We start from the raw sequence: 17,453 nt of genomic DNA, 5'->3' as shown, positions 1-17,453 counted from the left end.
GCAAATCTCAAGGAGCCGTTTTGCATATGGAGTCCGAGCCACTTCAGTTTCTCGAGCGAATGTTGAACACCCCGAGTCCCTCTGGCTATGAAGCCCCTGTCCAGAACCTGGTCCGGGAATACTCGGCCGATTTCGCCGACAACGTCGACACGGACTTCCATGGCAACGTCATCGCTTCGGTCAATTCCGGCGGCAAGGTCCGCGTGATGATGGCCGGGCACTGCGATCAAATCGGTTTGCTGGTTACCCAGATCGACGAAATGGGCTTCATTCGCTGCCAAACCATCGGCGGCTGGGATCCTGTTCAGCTGGTCGGGCAGAAGATGAGCATCTGGACCGACGACGGTGAGATTCCCGCGGTCATCTCTCGCAAGCCGATCCACTTGTTGACCGATGGCGAACGCAAAGCGGCCATTCAGCTGAAAGACTTGTGGCTCGACATCGGTGCCAAGGATCAAGCCGAAGCGAAGAAGCTTGTCCGCGTGGGCGACCCTGTCACGCTGCAGCTTGGCATGCAGAAGATGCAGAACAACCTGGCCTTCGGACCGAAGATGGATGACACGACCGGCTTGTGGGTCGTGATCGAAGCAGCTCGACGCTACGGCCAGAAGAGCGAGAAGAACTGTGCTGCCTATGCCGTTTCGACCGTTCAAGAAGAGATTGGACTGCGTGGAGCCAAGACAAGTGCCTACGGCATCGATCCCCACATCGGGATTGCGGTCGACGTGACCCACGCGACCGACTGCCCCACGATCGACCGCGGTGAACGGGGCGAAGTGTACCTGGGACGTGGTCCGGTCATCTATCGCGGCCCCAATATGAACCCCAAAGTGGTTGCTCGGCTGATCGAAGTGGCCGAGAAGCACAACATTCCGTATCAGATTGCCGCCCTTGGCAAAGCAGCCCCGAACGACTCGAACGCGATTCAAACCACCCGAGGTGGGGTCGCCGCCGGGCTGGTCGCCATTCCGAACCGTTACATGCACAGCGCCGTCGAAACGATCTCGCTAGACGACATCGACCACGCCGCGAACCTGCTCGCCGAGTTCCTGCACAGCGTTCAGGACGACGATGACTTCCGCCCAGGGATGTAGGCATCCGGTCGATTTTTTCGCCCTGCCAAATTGGCAAGCGGAAGATTCTGGCAGAGAATTCCTGCCAAAGCATCAAGCGCAAGTCTCTTCACACAAGGGACTTGCGTTTTTGCATTAGTATCCCGGCACGGTAGTTGCATCTATTGCCCAACCTCAAGCGAGAGTCTGCCAAAATCTGCACTCAGGGTGCATCGGCAGTTCGCTTTGAGAGACAAACGAAACAACGGTTACTCACCAAGTTATGGAATAAACCGGTCGCGACCGCTCGCCCAATTGAGGGGACACCCCGTCACGAGCCCGACCGAGTGAAACCAGTTCATCCCACAAGAGGAGGATTCCAGACGTGGCAAAACAGATGGTCTTTGGAGATGAAGCGCGACAGCCGCTTTTGGCCGGCGTAACAAAGCTGGCACGTGCCGTGAAAAGCACGTTGGGTCCGCGTGGTCGCAATGCCGTGCTGGACAAAGGCTGGGGTTCCCCCAAGATCACCAAGGACGGCGTCACGGTTGCCGAAGACATCGAATTGGATGATGTCTACGAAAACCTGGCCTGTCAGTTGGTCAAAGAAGCTGCCAGCAAGACGAACGACGTTGCCGGCGACGGTACCACTACCGCCACCGTGCTCGCCGAAGGCATCTTCCGCGAAGGTCTTAAGATGTTGGCTGCCGGTGCCGACGGCATGGCTTTGCAGCGTGGCATCCTGAAAGCTGCCGACGCCGTGGGCGAAGCTGTTCAGAAGTCGTCGACCAAGATCGACGAAAAGAGCAAGAAGCAGATCGAACAGATCGCTACCATCGCAGGTAACAACGATCCGACGATCGGTAAAGTGCTCGCCGAGGCCTTCCTGAAAGTTGGTAAAGACGGCGTCATCACCGTCGAAGAAGGTCGCGGTAGCGAAACGACCGTCGACATCGTCGAAGGGATGCAGTTCGATCGCGGTTTCCTTTCGCCACACTTCGTCACCGACGAAGACAGCCAAACCGTCGAACTGGAAGATTGCTACATTCTTCTGTTTGAAGAAAAGATCTCGGCTGCTAAGAAGCTCGTTCCACTTCTGGAAGCTGTCAGCAAAGCCAACAAGCCTCTGCTGATCATCGCCGAAGACGTCGAAGGCGAAGCTCTCGCCACGCTCGTCGTCAACAAGATGCGTGGCATTCTGAACGTTGCCGCCGTCAAAGCTCCTGGCTACGGCGACCGTCGTAAAGCCATGCTCGGCGACATTGCCACGCTGACCGGCGGAACGGCCATCTTCAAGGATCTCGGCATCGAGTTGGAAAGCGTCAAGACTTCCAACCTCGGTCGTGCCAAGAAGGTCAAGCTTTCGGCCAGCGACACCGTTATCGTCGGTGGTGCCGGCAAGAAGGCCGACATCGAAGGTCGTGCTTCGCAAATCCGCAACGAAATCGAAGCGACCGACAGCGAATACGACAAGGAAAAGCTGCAGGAACGTCTCGCGAAGTTGGCCGGTGGCGTTGCTCAGATCAACTGCGGTGCCGTAACCGAAACCGAAATGAAGGAACGTAAGGACCTGTTGGTCGACGCCAAGAGCGCCACCCAGGCCGCCCTGCAAGAAGGGATCGTTCCTGGGGGTGGCATCGCCCTGTTGCGTGCCGAAAAGGCCCTCAAGAAGCTAAACGTCGAAGGAGACGAAAAGCTGGGTGCCGACATCGTCGCTAAAGTGCTCGAATTCCCACTGCGTACGATCTCGGAAAATGCTGGTTTGGACGGGGGCGTTGTCGTCAACCGTGTTCGTCAGCAGAAGAAGGCCACCGAAGGCTTCAACGCCGACACCGGCAACTACGAAGACCTGGTCGAAGCTGGCGTGATCGATCCTGCCAAAGTTGTTCGCACGGCCTTGCAAAACGCAGCAAGCGTCGCGGCTCTGTTGCTGACGACCGACTCGCTGGTCACCGAAATCCCAACCGAAGATGATGGTGGCGATCACCACGATCACCATGACCACGGCGGAATGGGTGGCATGGGCGGAATGGGCGGCATGCCAGGAATGGGCGGCATGGGCATGCCCGGCATGATGTAATTCAGGCTTTGCCTTGAGTTGCTTTCGACCTTACCAATATTCGTTTCAAAACATCAAACATACCCCTGAATAAGTTTTAAGGATAAACACCCATGGCGAAGAGTCTGAAGATTCGCACTTTGGATGACCGCATTGTTGTTCAGCCGCTGGAAGCAGAAGAAACCACCGCTGGTGGTATCGTTCTCCCTGACTCCGCTCAGGAAAAGCCACAGCGTGGTACCGTGTTGGCCGTTGGCCCCGGCAAGCTGTTGGATAGCGGCAACCGTGCTGAACTTTCGGTAGCTATTGGCGACGAAGTTATCTACGGCAAGTACAGCGGCAGCGATATCGAAATCGATGGCGACGAGTACAAGATCCTTCGCGAGACCGAAATTCTGGCCAAAGTCGTCAACGACTAAGACCCCAGATTCGGCTCTGTCCTAAACCGCATTCAGTTTTTATCACATAAGGATTCTTAGCGTGGCAAAACAACTGCTTTTCGAGGATCATGCCCGAGCCAAGATGCTCAAGGGCATCGACAAGCTGGCCGACGCTGTCGCCGTCACGATGGGCCCGACCGGCCGTAACGTGATCATCAACAAGTCGTTCGGCGGCCCAACGGTTACCAAAGACGGTGTGACCGTCGCCAAAGAAATCGAACTTGAAGATCGCTTCGAGAACATGGGCGCTAAGCTCGTCAACGAAGTCGCCAGCAAAACGTCTGACGTTGCCGGCGATGGAACGACGACCGCTACGGTTCTCGCTCGTGCCATCTTCAAGGAAGGTCTTCGTAACATTGTCGCTGGTAGCAACCCGACCGCCATTCGTCGCGGTATCGAGAAGGCTGTCAACGCTGCCGAAGACTTCCTGCTGAACCTGGCCAAGCCAGTCAACAGCAAGGATGACGTTGCCAACATCGGTAGCATCAGCGCCAACAACGACCGCGCGATCGGCGAACTGTTGGCCGAAGCATTGCACCGTGTCGGCCAAGATGGCGTCATCACCGTCGAAGAAGGCAAGAGCCGCGAAACGACGGTCGATTACGTCGAAGGGATGCAGTTCGACAAGGGCTATATCTCGCCTTACTTCATCAACCGTCCAGCCGAAATGGACGTGGAGATGGAAGACGCTTACATCCTGTTCCACGAAAAGAAGATCAGCAATCTGCGAGAGCTGATTCCACTTCTAGAACAAGTTGGCAACACCGGCAAGCCTCTGCTGATCGTTGCTGAAGACATCGAAGGCGAAGCGTTGACCGCTTTGGTCGTCAACCGTCTGCGTGGCGTGTTGAACATCGCTGCAGTGAAGGCTCCTGGCTTCGGCGATCGTCGTAAGGCGATGCTGGCCGATATGGGCGTCCTGACCGGCGGTACAGTGATCAGCGATGACCTCGGCATCACGCTCGACAAGGTTCAGTTGAACCAGCTCGGTCGTGCCAAAAAGATCAACATCACCAAAGACAAGACGACGATCGTCGAAGGTGGCGGCGACAAGAAAGATCTGGAACAACGCATCGGTCAGCTGAAGCGTCAGATCGAAGAAACCGACAGCGAATACGACAAGGAAAAGTACCAGGAACGCCTGGCGAAGCTTTCCGGTGGTGTTGCTGTGATCTCGGTCGGTGCCGAAACCGAAGCCGAAATGAAGCAAACCAAGGCTCGCGTTGAAGACGCTCTGCATGCCACGCGTGCGGCCGTTGAAGAAGGCGTCCTGCCAGGTGGTGGTGTTGCTTTGGTCCGTGCGATCGAAGCAGTCGAAAAAGCTCGTTCGTCCGCCCGTGGCGACGAGAAGATCGGCGTCGACATTATCCTGAAGGCTTTGCCGGCTCCGATGCGTCAAATCGCCAACAACTGTGGTATCGATGGCAACGTGGTTGTCGACGAAGTGCTGCAGAAGTCGACCAACTACGGCTACGATGCCTACAAGGGCGAGTACGTCGACATGGTCAAAGCTGGCGTCATCGACCCAGCCAAGGTGGTTCGTACCGCTTTAAGCAACGCCGCCAGTATCTCTGGTTTGCTGCTGACCACCGAAGCGTTGGTCACCAACCTGGAAGATGACGGCAAGCGTCCGGCCGAAGGCGTCATTCGCTAAGCCAGACATGATGTTCGAGTGGCCCGGGTTCATAAGCTCGGACCACTCAAGCAAAACAAATGACAACGGGCTGAATCTCTTCCGGGGACCAGCCCGTTTTGTTTCTACCGCCGCCTACGTGAGGACACGATGGCAACGAAAGTCGACTATTACGAAGTCCTGGGAATTGAACGCTCGGCCTCGAGTGGCGAGATTTCCAAGGCCTATCGCAAGCTGGCGATCAAGTATCACCCCGACTCAAACCCAGGCGACGAGGAAGCCGTCGTCCGGTTTAAAGAAGCGGCCGAGGCGTACGAAGTTCTGAGCGATTCCGAGAAACGGGCTCGCTACGATCAGTACGGCCACGCGGGAGTCGAAGGAGGAGCTCGGGCCAACTTCCACGACGTCGAAGACATCATGGAAGCGTTCGGCGATATCTTTGGCGGAGGCATTTTCAGCGATATCTTCGGCCGTGGCGGCGGTCGAGGTGGTCGCCGACGTGTCCGCAAAGGGGCCGACATTCAAGTTCGCGTGACGCTCGATCTGGAAGAAGCCGCATCAGGCGTCGATCGCGAGATCCAAGTCGATCGACGTGTCGCTTGCGGAACTTGCAGCGGAAGCGGGGCGAAGCCTGGCTCGAAGCCGGAAGCGTGCAGTCGCTGCGGTGGTGCCGGGCAAGTCGTTCAGCAGGCCGGAATTCTGCGAGTTCAGACCACGTGTCCTTCCTGTGGCGGACAAGGAACGATCATCACCGATCCTTGTGCCGATTGCCGCGGCAACGGTTTCACCACCAATCGCGTCAGCATGGACGTTGCGATCCCGCCTGGGGTCGACGACGGCATGCGAGTTCGTCTGGCTGGGGAAGGACAACCGAGCCCTGATGGAGGGCCTCCCGGCGATTGCTACTGCCATATCTCGATTCGAAAGCACAAGCTGTTCGAACGTGAGGGGGATCATTTGATCCTCAAAATGCCGATCACTTACACCCAGGCCGTCCTGGGAAGTGAGATCGAAGTGCCGACGCTCAGCGGCCCGGCAACGCTGACGATTCCCGCAGGCTCGGGTTCGTCGGAAGTGTTCAAGATGCGCGGCAAAGGCATGCCCGACCCCCACGGACGCGGCACCGGCGACTTGTACGTGCAAACCTATATTGAAGTTCCCAAGAAGCTCGATCCGAAACAGGAAGAACTTCTTCGCGAACTTGCCGAGTACGAGCACACGAACGTCAGCCCTCACCGGAAGTCGTTCCTGGAATCGATTAAAGACTATTTGTTCGCATCGTCGGACGAAAAAGATACCAAGAATTAGAGCGAATCAAGGAGTTTAGCGCGTGTCTGCAGATCATCCCGAAAAGGATCCCTCGCAGGACCCCACCCCTGAAGTGAACGAGTCGCCAGTGACCGAGGAAGCCGCATCGGCTGATGCTGTCTTCGGAGACTCGGACGATCAGATCGAGCAGTTGAAGCAAGATCTTGTCGACGCGGAAAAACGCGTGCTCATGGCTCAAGCCGATCTGGAAAACTATCGCAAACGCGTCAAGCGAGAACGCGACGACGAGTTGAAGTATGCGAACTCGCCGCTGCTTTCCGATCTGTTGCCGGTCGTCGATAACTTGCAGCGAGCCATGCAGTCCGCTGGTGACTCGGAGCAAGCGGCTGGTATCGTTGAAGGGATTAAGCTGGTCGAAAAGCAGCTTCTCGAAACGATGAAGAAGCGTGGCTGCGAACCGATCGCCGCCGAAGGCGAACCGTTCGATCCTAACTTCCATGAAGCAATCTTGCAGCAGCCAAGTGCTGACGTGGAACCAGGCACCGTTCTGCATGTGGCCCAAGTTGGCTACAAGCTGTTCGATCGTTGCCTGCGTCCGAGCCACGTGATTGTTTCCAAGTCTCCCGAGTAAGTTGCTGGCTATACTTAAAGAGACGGTCATTCGATCCACTGATCATTAACCCCGGAGAATCCCTTGTAATGCCCACCTACGAATACAAGTGCGACGCCTGTGACTACGAGTTTGAGGAATTCCAGTCGATTTCGGCGGATCCTTTGACGAAGTGCCCTGAGTGCAAGAAAAAGAAGTTGCGCCGGCTCTTCAGTACCGGTGGCGGATTGTTGTTCAAGGGCTCGGGATTCTACATCACCGATTACCGTAGCGATTCTTACAAGAAGAGTGCGGAAAAGGGATCGAAGAGCAGCGAGTCGTCGAAGCCGGCAAAAAGCGAATCGAAAAGCAAACCAAAGTCGGACTAGATCGCGTTTTTCCAAGGAGGTCGATCATGGCTACACTTCGATGCCCCACGTGTGGTCATCCTTTCGAGTCCGACTACACGCCTGCGATGCCGTTCTGCAGCGAACGTTGTCGCCAGATCGACTTGGGGCAGTGGCTTGATGAAGAACATGCACTGCCGGTCGATATCGAAAAGCATATCGAGGAACAAGCGAATCGCTCGCCAGACGAACTCGACGAAGATTCGTAGGAGTGACGTTTTAAAGCTTTCCTTCTCTGCCTATAATTCGGGCTAAAAATTCCCGCAGGGTAAGAGGAGTTAAGCTGCATGTCGGAGGAACGCGGACTACTGCGAGGCATTTCGTGGCACGAGTGCTTTCCCTGGTTGATCCTCTTTCGGGCAACCTTGGTTGCATTCTATTTGCGAGTTCTGTTTCTCGCGTATGTTGCCGTTTGCTTGCTATCCTTGGGGCATTGGATCGGATTTCATCTGTTCGGGAGCTGGACTGCCGAAGGTGCCGCTCCCGTTTTGGCCGCTTCGCCGGTTAATTTTCTCGATGTCGTCCAGCGCGGTTTGACGGGCGAGAACCCTTTTCAGAGTCTCTTCCCTGCCCCGACATTTGGTGGGCTGCTGACGTTTCTATTCTTTTCACTATGGTACATCGCAACATTTGCCATTTTTGGCGGAGCGATTGCCCGGATTGCAGCGATGGAGTTTTCAGTCAACGACCGCTGTGGAATCAAAGCCGCGCTAGGCCACTCGCTGCGAAAGTTTCTCGCTTATTTTCTTTCCCCTTTGTTCCCGATGATCGGTGTCACCATGTTGATGGTGATATTGCTTTTGTTCGGGCTCATTAACTGGATTGGACCTTGGGCGGCAGTCATTACAGGGATTGTCGGCTTCTTGGCCGTACTTGTGGCGTTAGGAATCAGCATGCTAATCGTTCCGCTCGTGCTGGGGTGGCCGCTGATGTGGGGAACGATCAGTACCGAATGCTCCGATCATTTCGATGCCCTGAGCCGCTGCTATGCCTATGTGACGCAGCGTCCGTTCCACTACTTGTGGTACTTGCTGGTCGCGTTCGTGGGCGGATCGGTCGGGTTTTTTGCGGTTAGCTTACTGACAGGAACCGCAATTGCCGCCTTGCAAACCGGACTTCGCTGGGGCCAAGGTGCCGATCAAACGGCAGCGATTATGGAACATGGCGTTGCCGGGCCGATCTGGCGTTTCTGGTTTTCCGCGATCGCTTATTTGGCGCATGCCTATCTATTTGGCTACTTCTTTGCCGTATTCGCAGGGATTTACCTGCTGCTTCGCCGCGATGTCGATCAGGCGGAGATGGACGAGATTGTCTTGGACGACGACCAACCACGGTTTGCCATGCCGGCGCTCAACAAAGATCTCGGCGGCGATGAAGAGCCTGACGATGCGAACGACACCAACTCAAACGCAGCGAACAGCGAAGAATCGACCTAAGCGGTTTCTGCCAGTTTCGTGAGAATCGCGTCGACTTGATTGTGGAACTGGCCGTTGGTCACCACTTCGGCGCCAGCCTCCTTGGCCTGCGACAATAGTTCGACTTGAACATGTGGGCCATGGCAAACGATCCGCAAGTCGGGATGGGCAGCTTTCGCTTCCTCGATCGTGCTGATTGCGTTGCGAGCCGGAGGATTCAAATCGACGATCAATGCGGTCGTTTCATCGTCGATCGTCTCGAGGATTCCCCCTTTCGAGGCAATCACACGGAGGGGAATTCCCAAGGCATTGGCTGGCCCTGTAACACGGGAATTCGACATCAAGTCTGCTGTGAAGTAAAGAATCAAAGAAGCACCTGTAGGGAAGATCTAAACCGCAGAAGGTCCACGTTCTTTGCCGCCAATTTGGACGACTTGCTCAATCGGCAGGACTAAGATTTTGCCGTCGCCGATGTTCCCTTCCTGGCCGGTTCGCGAGACATTCTCGATGATGCTGAGCGTCTTTTCCAGGAAGTCATCGTTTACGGCGATTTCGACGATCACTTTCCGCAGCAGATTGGTTTGGTACTCAATGCCGCGGAAAGTTGCCGTCTGCCCACGCTGCCGTCCGTAACCTTCGGCGTCGAAAACGGTTAAACGCTCGACCGCCATTTCCGACAGAGCCGTGCGGACACTGTCCAATTTGGTGGGTTGGATGACAGCGACGATCAGTTTCACGTGGGGCTCCTTCAACACAACGGAGGTGGCGATACGTTCGTTCTACCAAAACACCCCCAAGTCCGACCAGATGGAGGTCACTTTCCCACCACGTGATTGTTGGCGAACTCGATGTAGCGCTGCCAATCGATTGGCTTCACGTCGTGCCCACCTGCCCGAATGACGTACCCCAATCGGCTGAGAACCGGCTGGTCGACGGCGGGCATTTCGTCCGTTTTCAGGCCCTCGACTCCAAGAAGTTCATAGACTGGACTCGCATGCTTTGCCGAAAGGAATTCACCGCGAGGGTCCGCCCAACGATCTTCTTCCGCACTACAAACCAGGCACGGACGTGGTGCGATCAATGCAATCAATTGGTGCTGATCGACGGGGCACGCGTCTTCGTTGTGATTGTACTTGGTGAAATTGTCGTTGAACCAATGCGGAAATGAGGTATTGATTCTTTTCACCGATTCGCCAAATCGTCGCCGCGACAATGCCGCTCCACCGCAGCCGGAGTTATTCGAGATCACTGCGGCAAAACGCGGATCGGTCGCTCCAGCCCAAAGGGCTGTCTTACCGAGTCGCGAATGGCCCATCATGATTACTTTTTCCGAGTCGATTTCGTCGGCCTCCTCGAAGTAGTCCATCGCTCGGCTGACTCCCCAAGCCCATGCGGCAATACCGCCCCACTCATCCGGCTTCGGCTTGGTTTGCCCATCTTCGTAGAAGTAAGGATGAATCCCATTTTGAAATTTGTCGTCGAAGTCGGGATCAATATCTCCGTAGTAAGCGGTCGCTAATCCGTAACCGTTTTCCAGAATCGTCTCGACCGGCCAACGCGAACTACTCGATCCGCGTAGCTTTTCTGTCGCTTTGTGATCGACAACTCCTTTTTCCTTATTGTTACGGAGCCAACTTGTCGGCAGCGGAACTGCGGGATCGTTGTTGATGGAAGCATTGCCGTAGAAGTTAAGCGTCATGAACGTTGGAACCGGTTGATCGGTTTTCGGCAGATAAACCAAGAGATTCAAAACCGGACCATTAGGATCATCCGTCAATCGAATAGCGATTTGACGACGCCGGGCTTTGCCACCCAGGGCATCATCGGACGATTCTGTTACCTCGAAGACGATCTTCTCTGGGGCTGCAGGAGATTCGCCGTATACGGCTTGCTCGAACAGTTTCAAAATCTCGCCACGCCGAACGTTGTTCCAATCTTCGGCCGTACGAATCGTGTCGCCATCGCTCGAAAGCAGCAGGTCAGGCAATGAGTACTTGGGCACATCGGCTTCGTCGTAGATGACTTTATCTTGCTGAGCTGGAAGCATCGCCGTCGTGGAAAAGAGGAGAAGAAGACTGAAAACGCACGCAATGCGCGGCACGGGAAACGTCATGGTGGGAACTCGAATCTGCGTGGTAGAAAAAGGTGGGTCAACGAAGTGGTCCCCATTCTAACGTGGCAACTCGACCGCCCCCAGCAGATTTCGGCGTAATTGTGAACCTGGCTACTGCTTTTCGGTCTAAATAAACAGCGGAAAGAGGCCTACTTAGGGTCAATGAGGCTCACGATTTGTGGCGTAGATGTGCCCCTAACCATCGACAGGTTATCGACATTTTTCCCACGAATTACGAGACCCTTCGTACCCCCTTAACACAAGTTGCCTACAGTTCCGTTGCCTTGGCGTCGAGCGAAGGACGTTCGGTCGCCTGAAATATTGGCATAAATGGTTGGAAGTATGTTATGTTGAAGGTCTTACACGTCGGACCGCCGAGCGTGAATGCTCCCGGTCTATTCGTGCATCCCTTCCCAGCCCCAAATGCCTACTAATCGTTTTTTCGTTACTTCGGTAGTCGTGGCTCGGTGGTACGAGATCTTTCCGCTGCACGCATGAAAGAACGTTCGGTTCGAATCCGATCGGCTACCTTCCAACGAGGGAGAAATCAGATTCATGACGGCCCTTTTGGAGCGGCCCACGCTGGTCCTCAACCGCAACTGGCAGCCTGTCGGTGTGGCTTCAGTGGCACGTTCGTTGACGCAGGTCTTCTGCGGTACGGCTCGTGTTGTTGACCCGCATAGCTACCAGCTTTACTCGTGGGAGGATTGGTCCAGCTTGGCCCCAGGCAAGGACGAGCCATTCATCTCTTCGCAGTTGCTGAAGATTCGGATCCCGGAAGTCGTTTCGCTGATCAACTATGACCGAATTCCGCGGAATACGGTGACGTTTAGTCGTCGCAATGTGTTCAAGCGGGACCAGTACACGTGTCAGTACTGCGGTTCACGTCCCGGCAGCGAATACCTGACGATCGATCACGTGCTTCCTCGCAGCAAGGGAGGCGAGTCTTCCTGGGAAAACTGTGTGTTGGCTTGTGTCGACTGTAATCATCGCAAGGCCAACCGTACGCCTGCCGAGGCTCACATGCCAATGAAAAAGGAGCCGATTCGGCCGAGGTGGACGCCAGTTTACGCGGCAAGACGCGTAAGAATCGAGTCCTGGAGTAAGTTCGTTAGCGAAGCTTACTGGGACACCGAACTCGACACCTAACAGGCCTGGGTAACGACACGTTATCAAGGCCTGTTTCTTTAACGACAATCGAAAAGTGGCCCTCGCTAGCCGGCGGCCACTTTCACGATGTCGCCAGGTTGAACGATGCCAGCGGTGACGACACTGGCAAAAAAGCCGAAATGCTCCTGGGAATTGACGCGGGAGTAGCCATTCGCCGCATTCTTGGCATGACATGGCTTCCACGGTTTCTCGAGCCGTACGACCGTTTTGCCGATTTCCAGGTTTACTCCAACTGCCAACCGACTCAATTCGATTCCGGCAATGGTGATGTTTTCTCCCACGCTTCCCGGCGGAAAGGCCGCCGAATCGGCGTCAAACTGCTCGAGAATTTCTTGATTGAACAGCGTCACGGCCCGGTTTTTGGCGTAATGCTCGTCGAAACGATGCCCGTCATCTTGAAAACCATTGACTGTCAATTGGGCCGAATCGACCGGAAGTCGTGGAATTCCACCGGTAGAGAGACAAACAGCAACAACGCGGCCTGGGGGGAAATTCATCCGTAATCACCGTAAATGCTTCCGACGCCAATGTTTTCGCCTGCGAGGTGGTTGACGCAGGTGGGGTCTGGCTTTTCTAATTTCAGGATTCGGTTCCCGGCGAACACGCTCCCTATATCGATACCCGGCACGAACATAAACGACCGAAGGTTAGCAATGCCTGAAGAAATCCTGGAAAAGCCTCTGGCGCACGATCGTTACTTGCCCGCTTTCTCTGAATCGATTGTAGCGGCCGACGACGAGTACGAAGAAGACGTAGAAGAGGATTTCGACGAGGACGACTTCGACGACGACTTTGACGAAGACTTCGAGGACTTCGACGACGAAACGCCCGTAGACGATGAAAGCTTCGACGACGACCTGATCGACGACGATGAGGACGAAGAAATGGACGAAGAGTTCTTCGACGAAGACGAAGAGCGTGAGGACGACGAAGAGGAAAAAGAAGAAGAGGAAGAAGACGACGACGATTAAGTCGCGTCCCTGAACCCCAACAGCCAATGGCTGGTCCTATTCCAAAGCCGGCATCACGTCGGCCCATTGCCTGATCGAAATGCATGGAACGATTTGAGGGAGCGTTTGGGCTCCCTCATTCATAGACCGCTCGAGGAAGATGAGATTCGATGTTTGAAAGCATCCCGCAGAATGTTTCGTTTCCCGCGATGGAAACCAAAGTCCTCGAGTATTGGCAGAAGAATCAGATTTACGAAAAGTCGCTCGAAGCCCGCCAAGGTGCCGAGCCATTCGTCTTCTATGAAGGCCCGCCGACCGCCAACGGCATGCCTCATCCTGGGCACTGCTTGACGCGTGCCATCAAGGATGTCTTTCCCCGTTACCGCACCATGCGGGGCTATTACTGCGAGCGGAAAGCTGGCTGGGATACCCATGGCCTTCCTGTGGAAGTCGAAGTCTGCAAAGAACTCGGAATCCACTCGAAGGAAGAAATCGAAAACTACGGTGTCGAACCGTTCATCCACAAATGCCAAGCCAGTGTTTGGCGATACATGCAAGAGTGGGAACGCCTGACACAGCGACTCGGCTTCTGGGTCAACTTGGACGAAGCTTACGTGACCTATCACAAAAGCTTCGTTGAAAGCGTTTGGTGGTCTCTGAAGAACTTGTACGATCGTGGCTTGCTTTACCAAGGGCACAAGATCGTCTGGTGGTGGGCCCAAGGCGGCACGGCGCTAAGCAGTGGCGAAGTCGGCCAAGGCTATCGCAAAGTGGCCGATCCGAGCGTGTTCGTACGCTTCCCACTTCTCGACGAAGAGAACACTTCGCTGCTCGTTTGGACAACCACTCCTTGGACGTTGCCAAGCAATCAGTTCGCGGCTGTCCATCCAGAACTCGACTACGCCACAGTCGAAGACGAAGAGTCCGGCGAAAAGTTGATCGTCGCCGAGGCACTTGTCGAAGCGATCGCCACCAAAGCAAAACGTACCTGGAAAGTCACCGGAACCAGGAAAGGGAGCGAACTGCTCGGAAAGCGATACCGTCCGCCGTTCGACTACTACTACAAAGACCTCGGCGACACCCAAGGCAAGCTGAAGTCGGGCGAAAAGCAGCATGTCGCATGGCGTATCGTCGCCGCTGACTTCGTCACTACCGACAGCGGAACTGGCCTCGTTCATCAAGCTCCTGCATTCGGTGAAGTCGACTACGAAGTCCTTGCCAAGGAGCAGGAACGCTTTGAATTCGGCGAAGGTCCTGCATTGATCTGCGCGGTTGGGCCGGATGGCAAGTTCACGGCGGAAGCTCCCGACTACCAAGGCCGCTGGGTCAAAGAAGCCGACAAAGACATCTCGCGCGAACTGAAAGAACGCGGCCTATTGTTCCTGTTAGATCAGTACCTGCACGATTACCCATTCTGCTGGCGTGCCGAAGAAGATCCATTGATCCAGTACCCACGTGAAAGCTGGTTCATCCGCACGACCAAATTCAAAGACGAAATGCTGGCCAACAACCGGCAGATCAACTGGTTGCCCGATCATATCCGCGACGGCCGCTTTGGTAACTTCCTGGAAAGCAATGTCGACTGGGCCCTTTCGCGCGAACGATATTGGGGGACGCCGCTACCGATCTGGGTTTGCCAGGAAACCGATCGTGCCGAAGCAGTTGCCAGCTATGCCGAACTCCAAGAAAAGCCAGGAGCGACAGGTTTCGAGGTTTGGGAAAAAGCCAAAGCCGACAATCCTGACTTGGTCGACGATCTGAAGATCCATAAGCCGTACATCGACGAGATCACCTACGACTCGCCGTTCGCGGAAGGGGCTCGCATGCAGCGTGTGCCGGAAGTGATCGACTGTTGGTACGACTCAGGCGCGATGCCGTTCGCTCAGTGGGGTTATCCTCACCAAGGCGAGAAGAATTTCGGAGCCCAATTCCCAGCTGACTTCATCAGCGAAGCGATCGATCAGACACGCGGTTGGTTCTACAGCCAACTGGCGATCAGCACCCTTCTGTTCGGCAACGATGACGAAGGCAACACCGTTCCGCACGAGTATCCGCACCCCTTCAAAAACTGCATCGTTTTGGGGCTGATGCTTGGTGAAGATGGCCAGAAGATGTCCAAAAGCAAGCGGAACTACCGCGAGCCAAACGAGATCTTCGACAAGTATGGTGCCGATGCATTGCGTTGGTACTTGTACGCTAACCAACCACCATGGACGTCGATCCGTTACAACGAGCAGTCCATCAAAGACAGCATCCCGGAATTCCTGCTGCGACTCTGGAACGTGTTCAGCTTCTTCACGATTTACGCGAACATCGACGGCTTCGAGCCGGAATCGTCCGGCGTCGATCTACAAGATGGCCTGGCCAATCATTTCGCCGGAGCGAAAGGTGCTCGACCTGTCGCTGAGCGAAGCGAACTGGATCGCTGGGTGCTTAGCGAATTAGGCCGCACGATCCAAACCGTTACGCAGCGAATGGATGCTTACGACAATTACAACGCCTGTGCCGCGATCAATCAGTTCGTCGATGGCTTGTCCAATTGGTATGTTCGCCGCAGCCGTGATCGTTTCTGGGCGAAAGACAAAACCTCGGCAGACAAGCTGGATGCCTATTGGACGCTTTACGAATGCCTACTGACGACCTGTCAGGTTATCGCCCCGTTCGTGCCATTCCTATCGGAAACATTGTGGCAAAACCTGGCCGGGGTATTCGGTGACAAGGCGAAGAGTAGCGTTCATCTTTGCGATTTTCCTGCGGCCGATGAAACCGCCATTGATACGCAACTTTCCCAGCGTATGGAATTGCTTCGTGAAATCGCGTCGCTGGGTCGCCAGGCACGCATGAACGAAAAACTGAAAGTTCGCCAACCGCTAAGCAAAGTGGAAGTCGTTCTCGCAGACGATACCCATCGAGAATGGTTGAAGTCGCACAGTGCGATCCTCCGCGAAGAGTTGAACGTCAAAGCGGTGGAATATACCCAGGATGCTGACGAGTACATCAACTACCAGATCCAGCCAAACTTCAAACGGCTGGGCCCACGCGTCGGTAAGTTGCTACCGAGCGTGAAGAAAGTACTCGGCCAGACCGATGCCGCCGCGCTGCTTAACACTCTGCAGGCTGACGGTGCATTTACACTGACAATCGATGGCGAATCGCTAACGCTCGACAACGAAGACATCCAAGTTCGTCTTTCCGCTAAGGAAGGTTGGGCCGCAGCACAAGGAAAGCTTTGCGTTGTCGTTCTCAATACCGAACTAACGCCTGAGCTGATCCAGGAAGGGTACATCAAGGACGTCGTACGCTTGATCCAAGACAAGCGAAAAGAACTCGACTTGGAATACACCGCTAAAATCGAAGTGGGCGTAGTGACCGATTCCGACGAAGTTCAGTCTGCGGTCAAAAGCCATGCCGAATACATCCAGGGCGAAACGCTGGCGAGCTCGGTTACGTTGGCAGCCGTCGATGGTGTTGAACCGAATGCAACTAAAATTGCCGACAGCGATGTCCGCATCTACGTGAAGCAAGTATGACACAGCCGGTAACGACTTGGTCGAAGCATACGCGGGACAACCCGCTGAAGATTGCTGTGCTTATCTCCGGCGGGGGCACGACCCTACGGAACTTGCTCGATCGTATCGCCGCGGACAATCTTCCGTTGGAGATCGTACTGGTGATCTCCAGCAGTGGGAAAGCAAAAGGATTGCAGTACGCCGAGTCGGGCAATATTCCCTATCAGGTAATCACCGTCGCGCAGCATCCTGACAAAGCCGATTTCTCGAAAGCAATCTTTGACGCTTGCCGAGAAGCCGCAGCTGAACTGGTTGTCATGGGTGGCTTCCTGAAACAGGTGGCCGTTCCGAGCGACTTTGAGAATCGCGTGATAAATATCCACCCGTCGCTCATCCCTGCTTTCTGCGGCGCTGGCTTCTATGGCATTCGCGTACATACCGCTGTGCTGGAACATGGCGCCAAAGTAAGTGGCTGTACGGTGCATTTCGTTGACGATCATTACGACCACGGACCGATCATCGCCCAGCATGTCGTCGAAGTGCTTCCAGATGACTTACCAGAAGATCTAGCCGCACGCGTTTTCGATGCAGAATGCGTCATCTACCCTGAAACGATTGCCGCTATCGCCGATGGCCGCGTTTCCGTCGTCGGCCGAACAGTCTCTGTCGCCCCCGCCAACTAGTCGGGCTCGAGATGTATTCAGTCCTCCTTTCACGGCTTCTGCTGGCAATACAAAGGCGTTAAACTTAGTGCAAACACGCTATCTTTCCATCTCACCTGCGTGACGCCATTCTTTCATTCTGTGAAGCATTTCTGTCATTTAGGCTCGTTCTGACCTGACATGGC

The 17,453-nt window shown here is 55.0% G+C and carries 17 protein-coding genes; 13 read left to right on the top strand and 4 right to left on the bottom strand.

Annotated elements, in window-relative coordinates; translation table 11 throughout:
- Window positions 1-26: 26 nt before the first annotated feature.
- The 9 genes from LA756_RS26445 to LA756_RS26405 all read left to right on the top strand — a co-directional run bounded on the left by LA756_RS26445 (window position 27) and on the right by LA756_RS26405 (window position 8,885).
- Complete coding sequence (locus LA756_RS26445; RefSeq protein ID WP_224437715.1) at window positions 27-1,094, top strand: M42 family metallopeptidase; 1,068 nt, start codon at window positions 27-29, stop codon at window positions 1,092-1,094.
- 355 nt (window positions 1,095-1,449) lie between these two features.
- Window positions 1,450-3,132 carry a chaperonin GroEL gene (gene groL, locus LA756_RS26440; protein ID WP_224440444.1) on the top strand — a complete coding sequence of 561 codons (1,683 nt, stop codon included), beginning with the start codon at window positions 1,450-1,452 and terminating at the stop codon, window positions 3,130-3,132.
- Window positions 3,133-3,224: 92 nt separating this feature from the next.
- The gene (gene groES, locus LA756_RS26435; protein WP_224437714.1) at window positions 3,225-3,530 is read left to right on the top strand and encodes a co-chaperone GroES; all 306 of its coding nucleotides are present in this window, start codon (window positions 3,225-3,227) and stop codon (window positions 3,528-3,530) included.
- 61 nt (window positions 3,531-3,591) lie between these two features.
- On the top strand, window positions 3,592-5,205 hold the full coding sequence (gene groL / locus LA756_RS26430; RefSeq protein ID WP_224437713.1) for a chaperonin GroEL: 1,614 nt from the start codon (window positions 3,592-3,594) through the stop codon (window positions 5,203-5,205).
- 129 nt (window positions 5,206-5,334) lie between these two features.
- Complete coding sequence (gene dnaJ / locus LA756_RS26425; protein ID WP_224437712.1) at window positions 5,335-6,492, top strand: molecular chaperone DnaJ; 1,158 nt, start codon at window positions 5,335-5,337, stop codon at window positions 6,490-6,492.
- 22 nt (window positions 6,493-6,514) lie between these two features.
- Window positions 6,515-7,084 (top strand): nucleotide exchange factor GrpE, encoded by a 570-nt coding sequence (gene grpE / locus LA756_RS26420; RefSeq protein WP_224437711.1) that lies wholly within the window; start codon window positions 6,515-6,517, stop codon window positions 7,082-7,084.
- A 68-nt stretch (window positions 7,085-7,152) separates the two neighbouring features.
- Window positions 7,153-7,431: an FmdB family zinc ribbon protein gene (locus LA756_RS26415; protein ID WP_224437710.1), complete on the top strand. Its 279-nt coding sequence runs from the start codon at window positions 7,153-7,155 to the stop codon at window positions 7,429-7,431.
- A 26-nt stretch (window positions 7,432-7,457) separates the two neighbouring features.
- A complete protein-coding gene (locus LA756_RS26410) occupies window positions 7,458-7,658 on the top strand; it encodes a DNA gyrase inhibitor YacG (RefSeq protein WP_224437709.1) in 201 nt (66 codons plus the stop codon).
- Window positions 7,659-7,736: 78 nt separating this feature from the next.
- The gene (locus LA756_RS26405) at window positions 7,737-8,885 is read left to right on the top strand and encodes a hypothetical protein (RefSeq protein WP_224437708.1); all 1,149 of its coding nucleotides are present in this window, start codon (window positions 7,737-7,739) and stop codon (window positions 8,883-8,885) included.
- On the opposite strand, the gene LA756_RS26400 is transcribed toward LA756_RS26405, so the two are convergent.
- The 3 genes from LA756_RS26400 to LA756_RS26390 form a co-directional block, all read right to left on the bottom strand.
- Window positions 8,882-9,205 (bottom strand): hypothetical protein, encoded by a 324-nt coding sequence (locus LA756_RS26400; RefSeq protein WP_224437707.1) that lies wholly within the window; start codon window positions 9,203-9,205, stop codon window positions 8,882-8,884. The two genes, LA756_RS26405 and LA756_RS26400, sit on opposite strands and share 4 nt — an antisense overlap.
- A 48-nt stretch (window positions 9,206-9,253) precedes the next feature.
- Window positions 9,254-9,601, bottom strand: coding sequence for a P-II family nitrogen regulator (locus LA756_RS26395; RefSeq protein ID WP_224437706.1), 348 nt, complete (start codon window positions 9,599-9,601; stop codon window positions 9,254-9,256).
- A gap of 77 nt (window positions 9,602-9,678) precedes the next feature.
- On the bottom strand, window positions 9,679-10,977 hold the full coding sequence (locus LA756_RS26390; protein WP_224437705.1) for a S9 family peptidase: 1,299 nt from the start codon (window positions 10,975-10,977) through the stop codon (window positions 9,679-9,681).
- Window positions 10,978-11,532: 555 nt separating this feature from the next.
- On the opposite strand from LA756_RS26390, the gene LA756_RS26385 reads away from it, so the two are divergent.
- Complete coding sequence (locus LA756_RS26385; RefSeq protein WP_224437704.1) at window positions 11,533-12,126, top strand: HNH endonuclease; 594 nt, start codon at window positions 11,533-11,535, stop codon at window positions 12,124-12,126.
- A gap of 65 nt (window positions 12,127-12,191) precedes the next feature.
- On the opposite strand, the gene LA756_RS26380 is transcribed toward LA756_RS26385, so the two are convergent.
- The gene (locus LA756_RS26380) at window positions 12,192-12,644 is read right to left on the bottom strand and encodes an MOSC domain-containing protein (RefSeq protein ID WP_224437703.1); all 453 of its coding nucleotides are present in this window, start codon (window positions 12,642-12,644) and stop codon (window positions 12,192-12,194) included.
- Between the two features lie 156 nt (window positions 12,645-12,800).
- Between LA756_RS26380 and LA756_RS26375 the strand changes: the two genes are divergently transcribed.
- The 3 genes from LA756_RS26375 (at window position 12,801) to purN (ending at window position 17,289) form a co-directional block, all read left to right on the top strand.
- Window positions 12,801-13,118, top strand: a complete 318-nt coding sequence (locus tag LA756_RS26375; protein ID WP_224437702.1) for a hypothetical protein — start codon at window positions 12,801-12,803, stop codon at window positions 13,116-13,118.
- Between the two features lie 149 nt (window positions 13,119-13,267).
- The gene (gene ileS / locus LA756_RS26370; protein WP_224437701.1) at window positions 13,268-16,627 is read left to right on the top strand and encodes an isoleucine--tRNA ligase; all 3,360 of its coding nucleotides are present in this window, start codon (window positions 13,268-13,270) and stop codon (window positions 16,625-16,627) included.
- Entirely contained in the window at window positions 16,624-17,289 is a 666-nt protein-coding gene (gene purN / locus LA756_RS26365) for a phosphoribosylglycinamide formyltransferase (RefSeq protein ID WP_224437700.1), read from the top strand. The genes ileS and purN overlap by 4 nt, the downstream gene beginning before the upstream one ends.
- Window positions 17,290-17,453: the final 164 nt, after the last annotated feature.

Origin of the sequence: Bremerella sp. TYQ1 (assembly GCF_020150455.1) — a bacterium.
In the GTDB taxonomy this organism is placed as follows: Bacteria; Planctomycetota; Planctomycetia; order Pirellulales; family Pirellulaceae; genus Bremerella; species Bremerella volcania_A.
The sequence above is the reverse complement of the archived record's forward strand: the minus strand, read 5'-3'. Positions and strand labels throughout refer to the sequence as shown.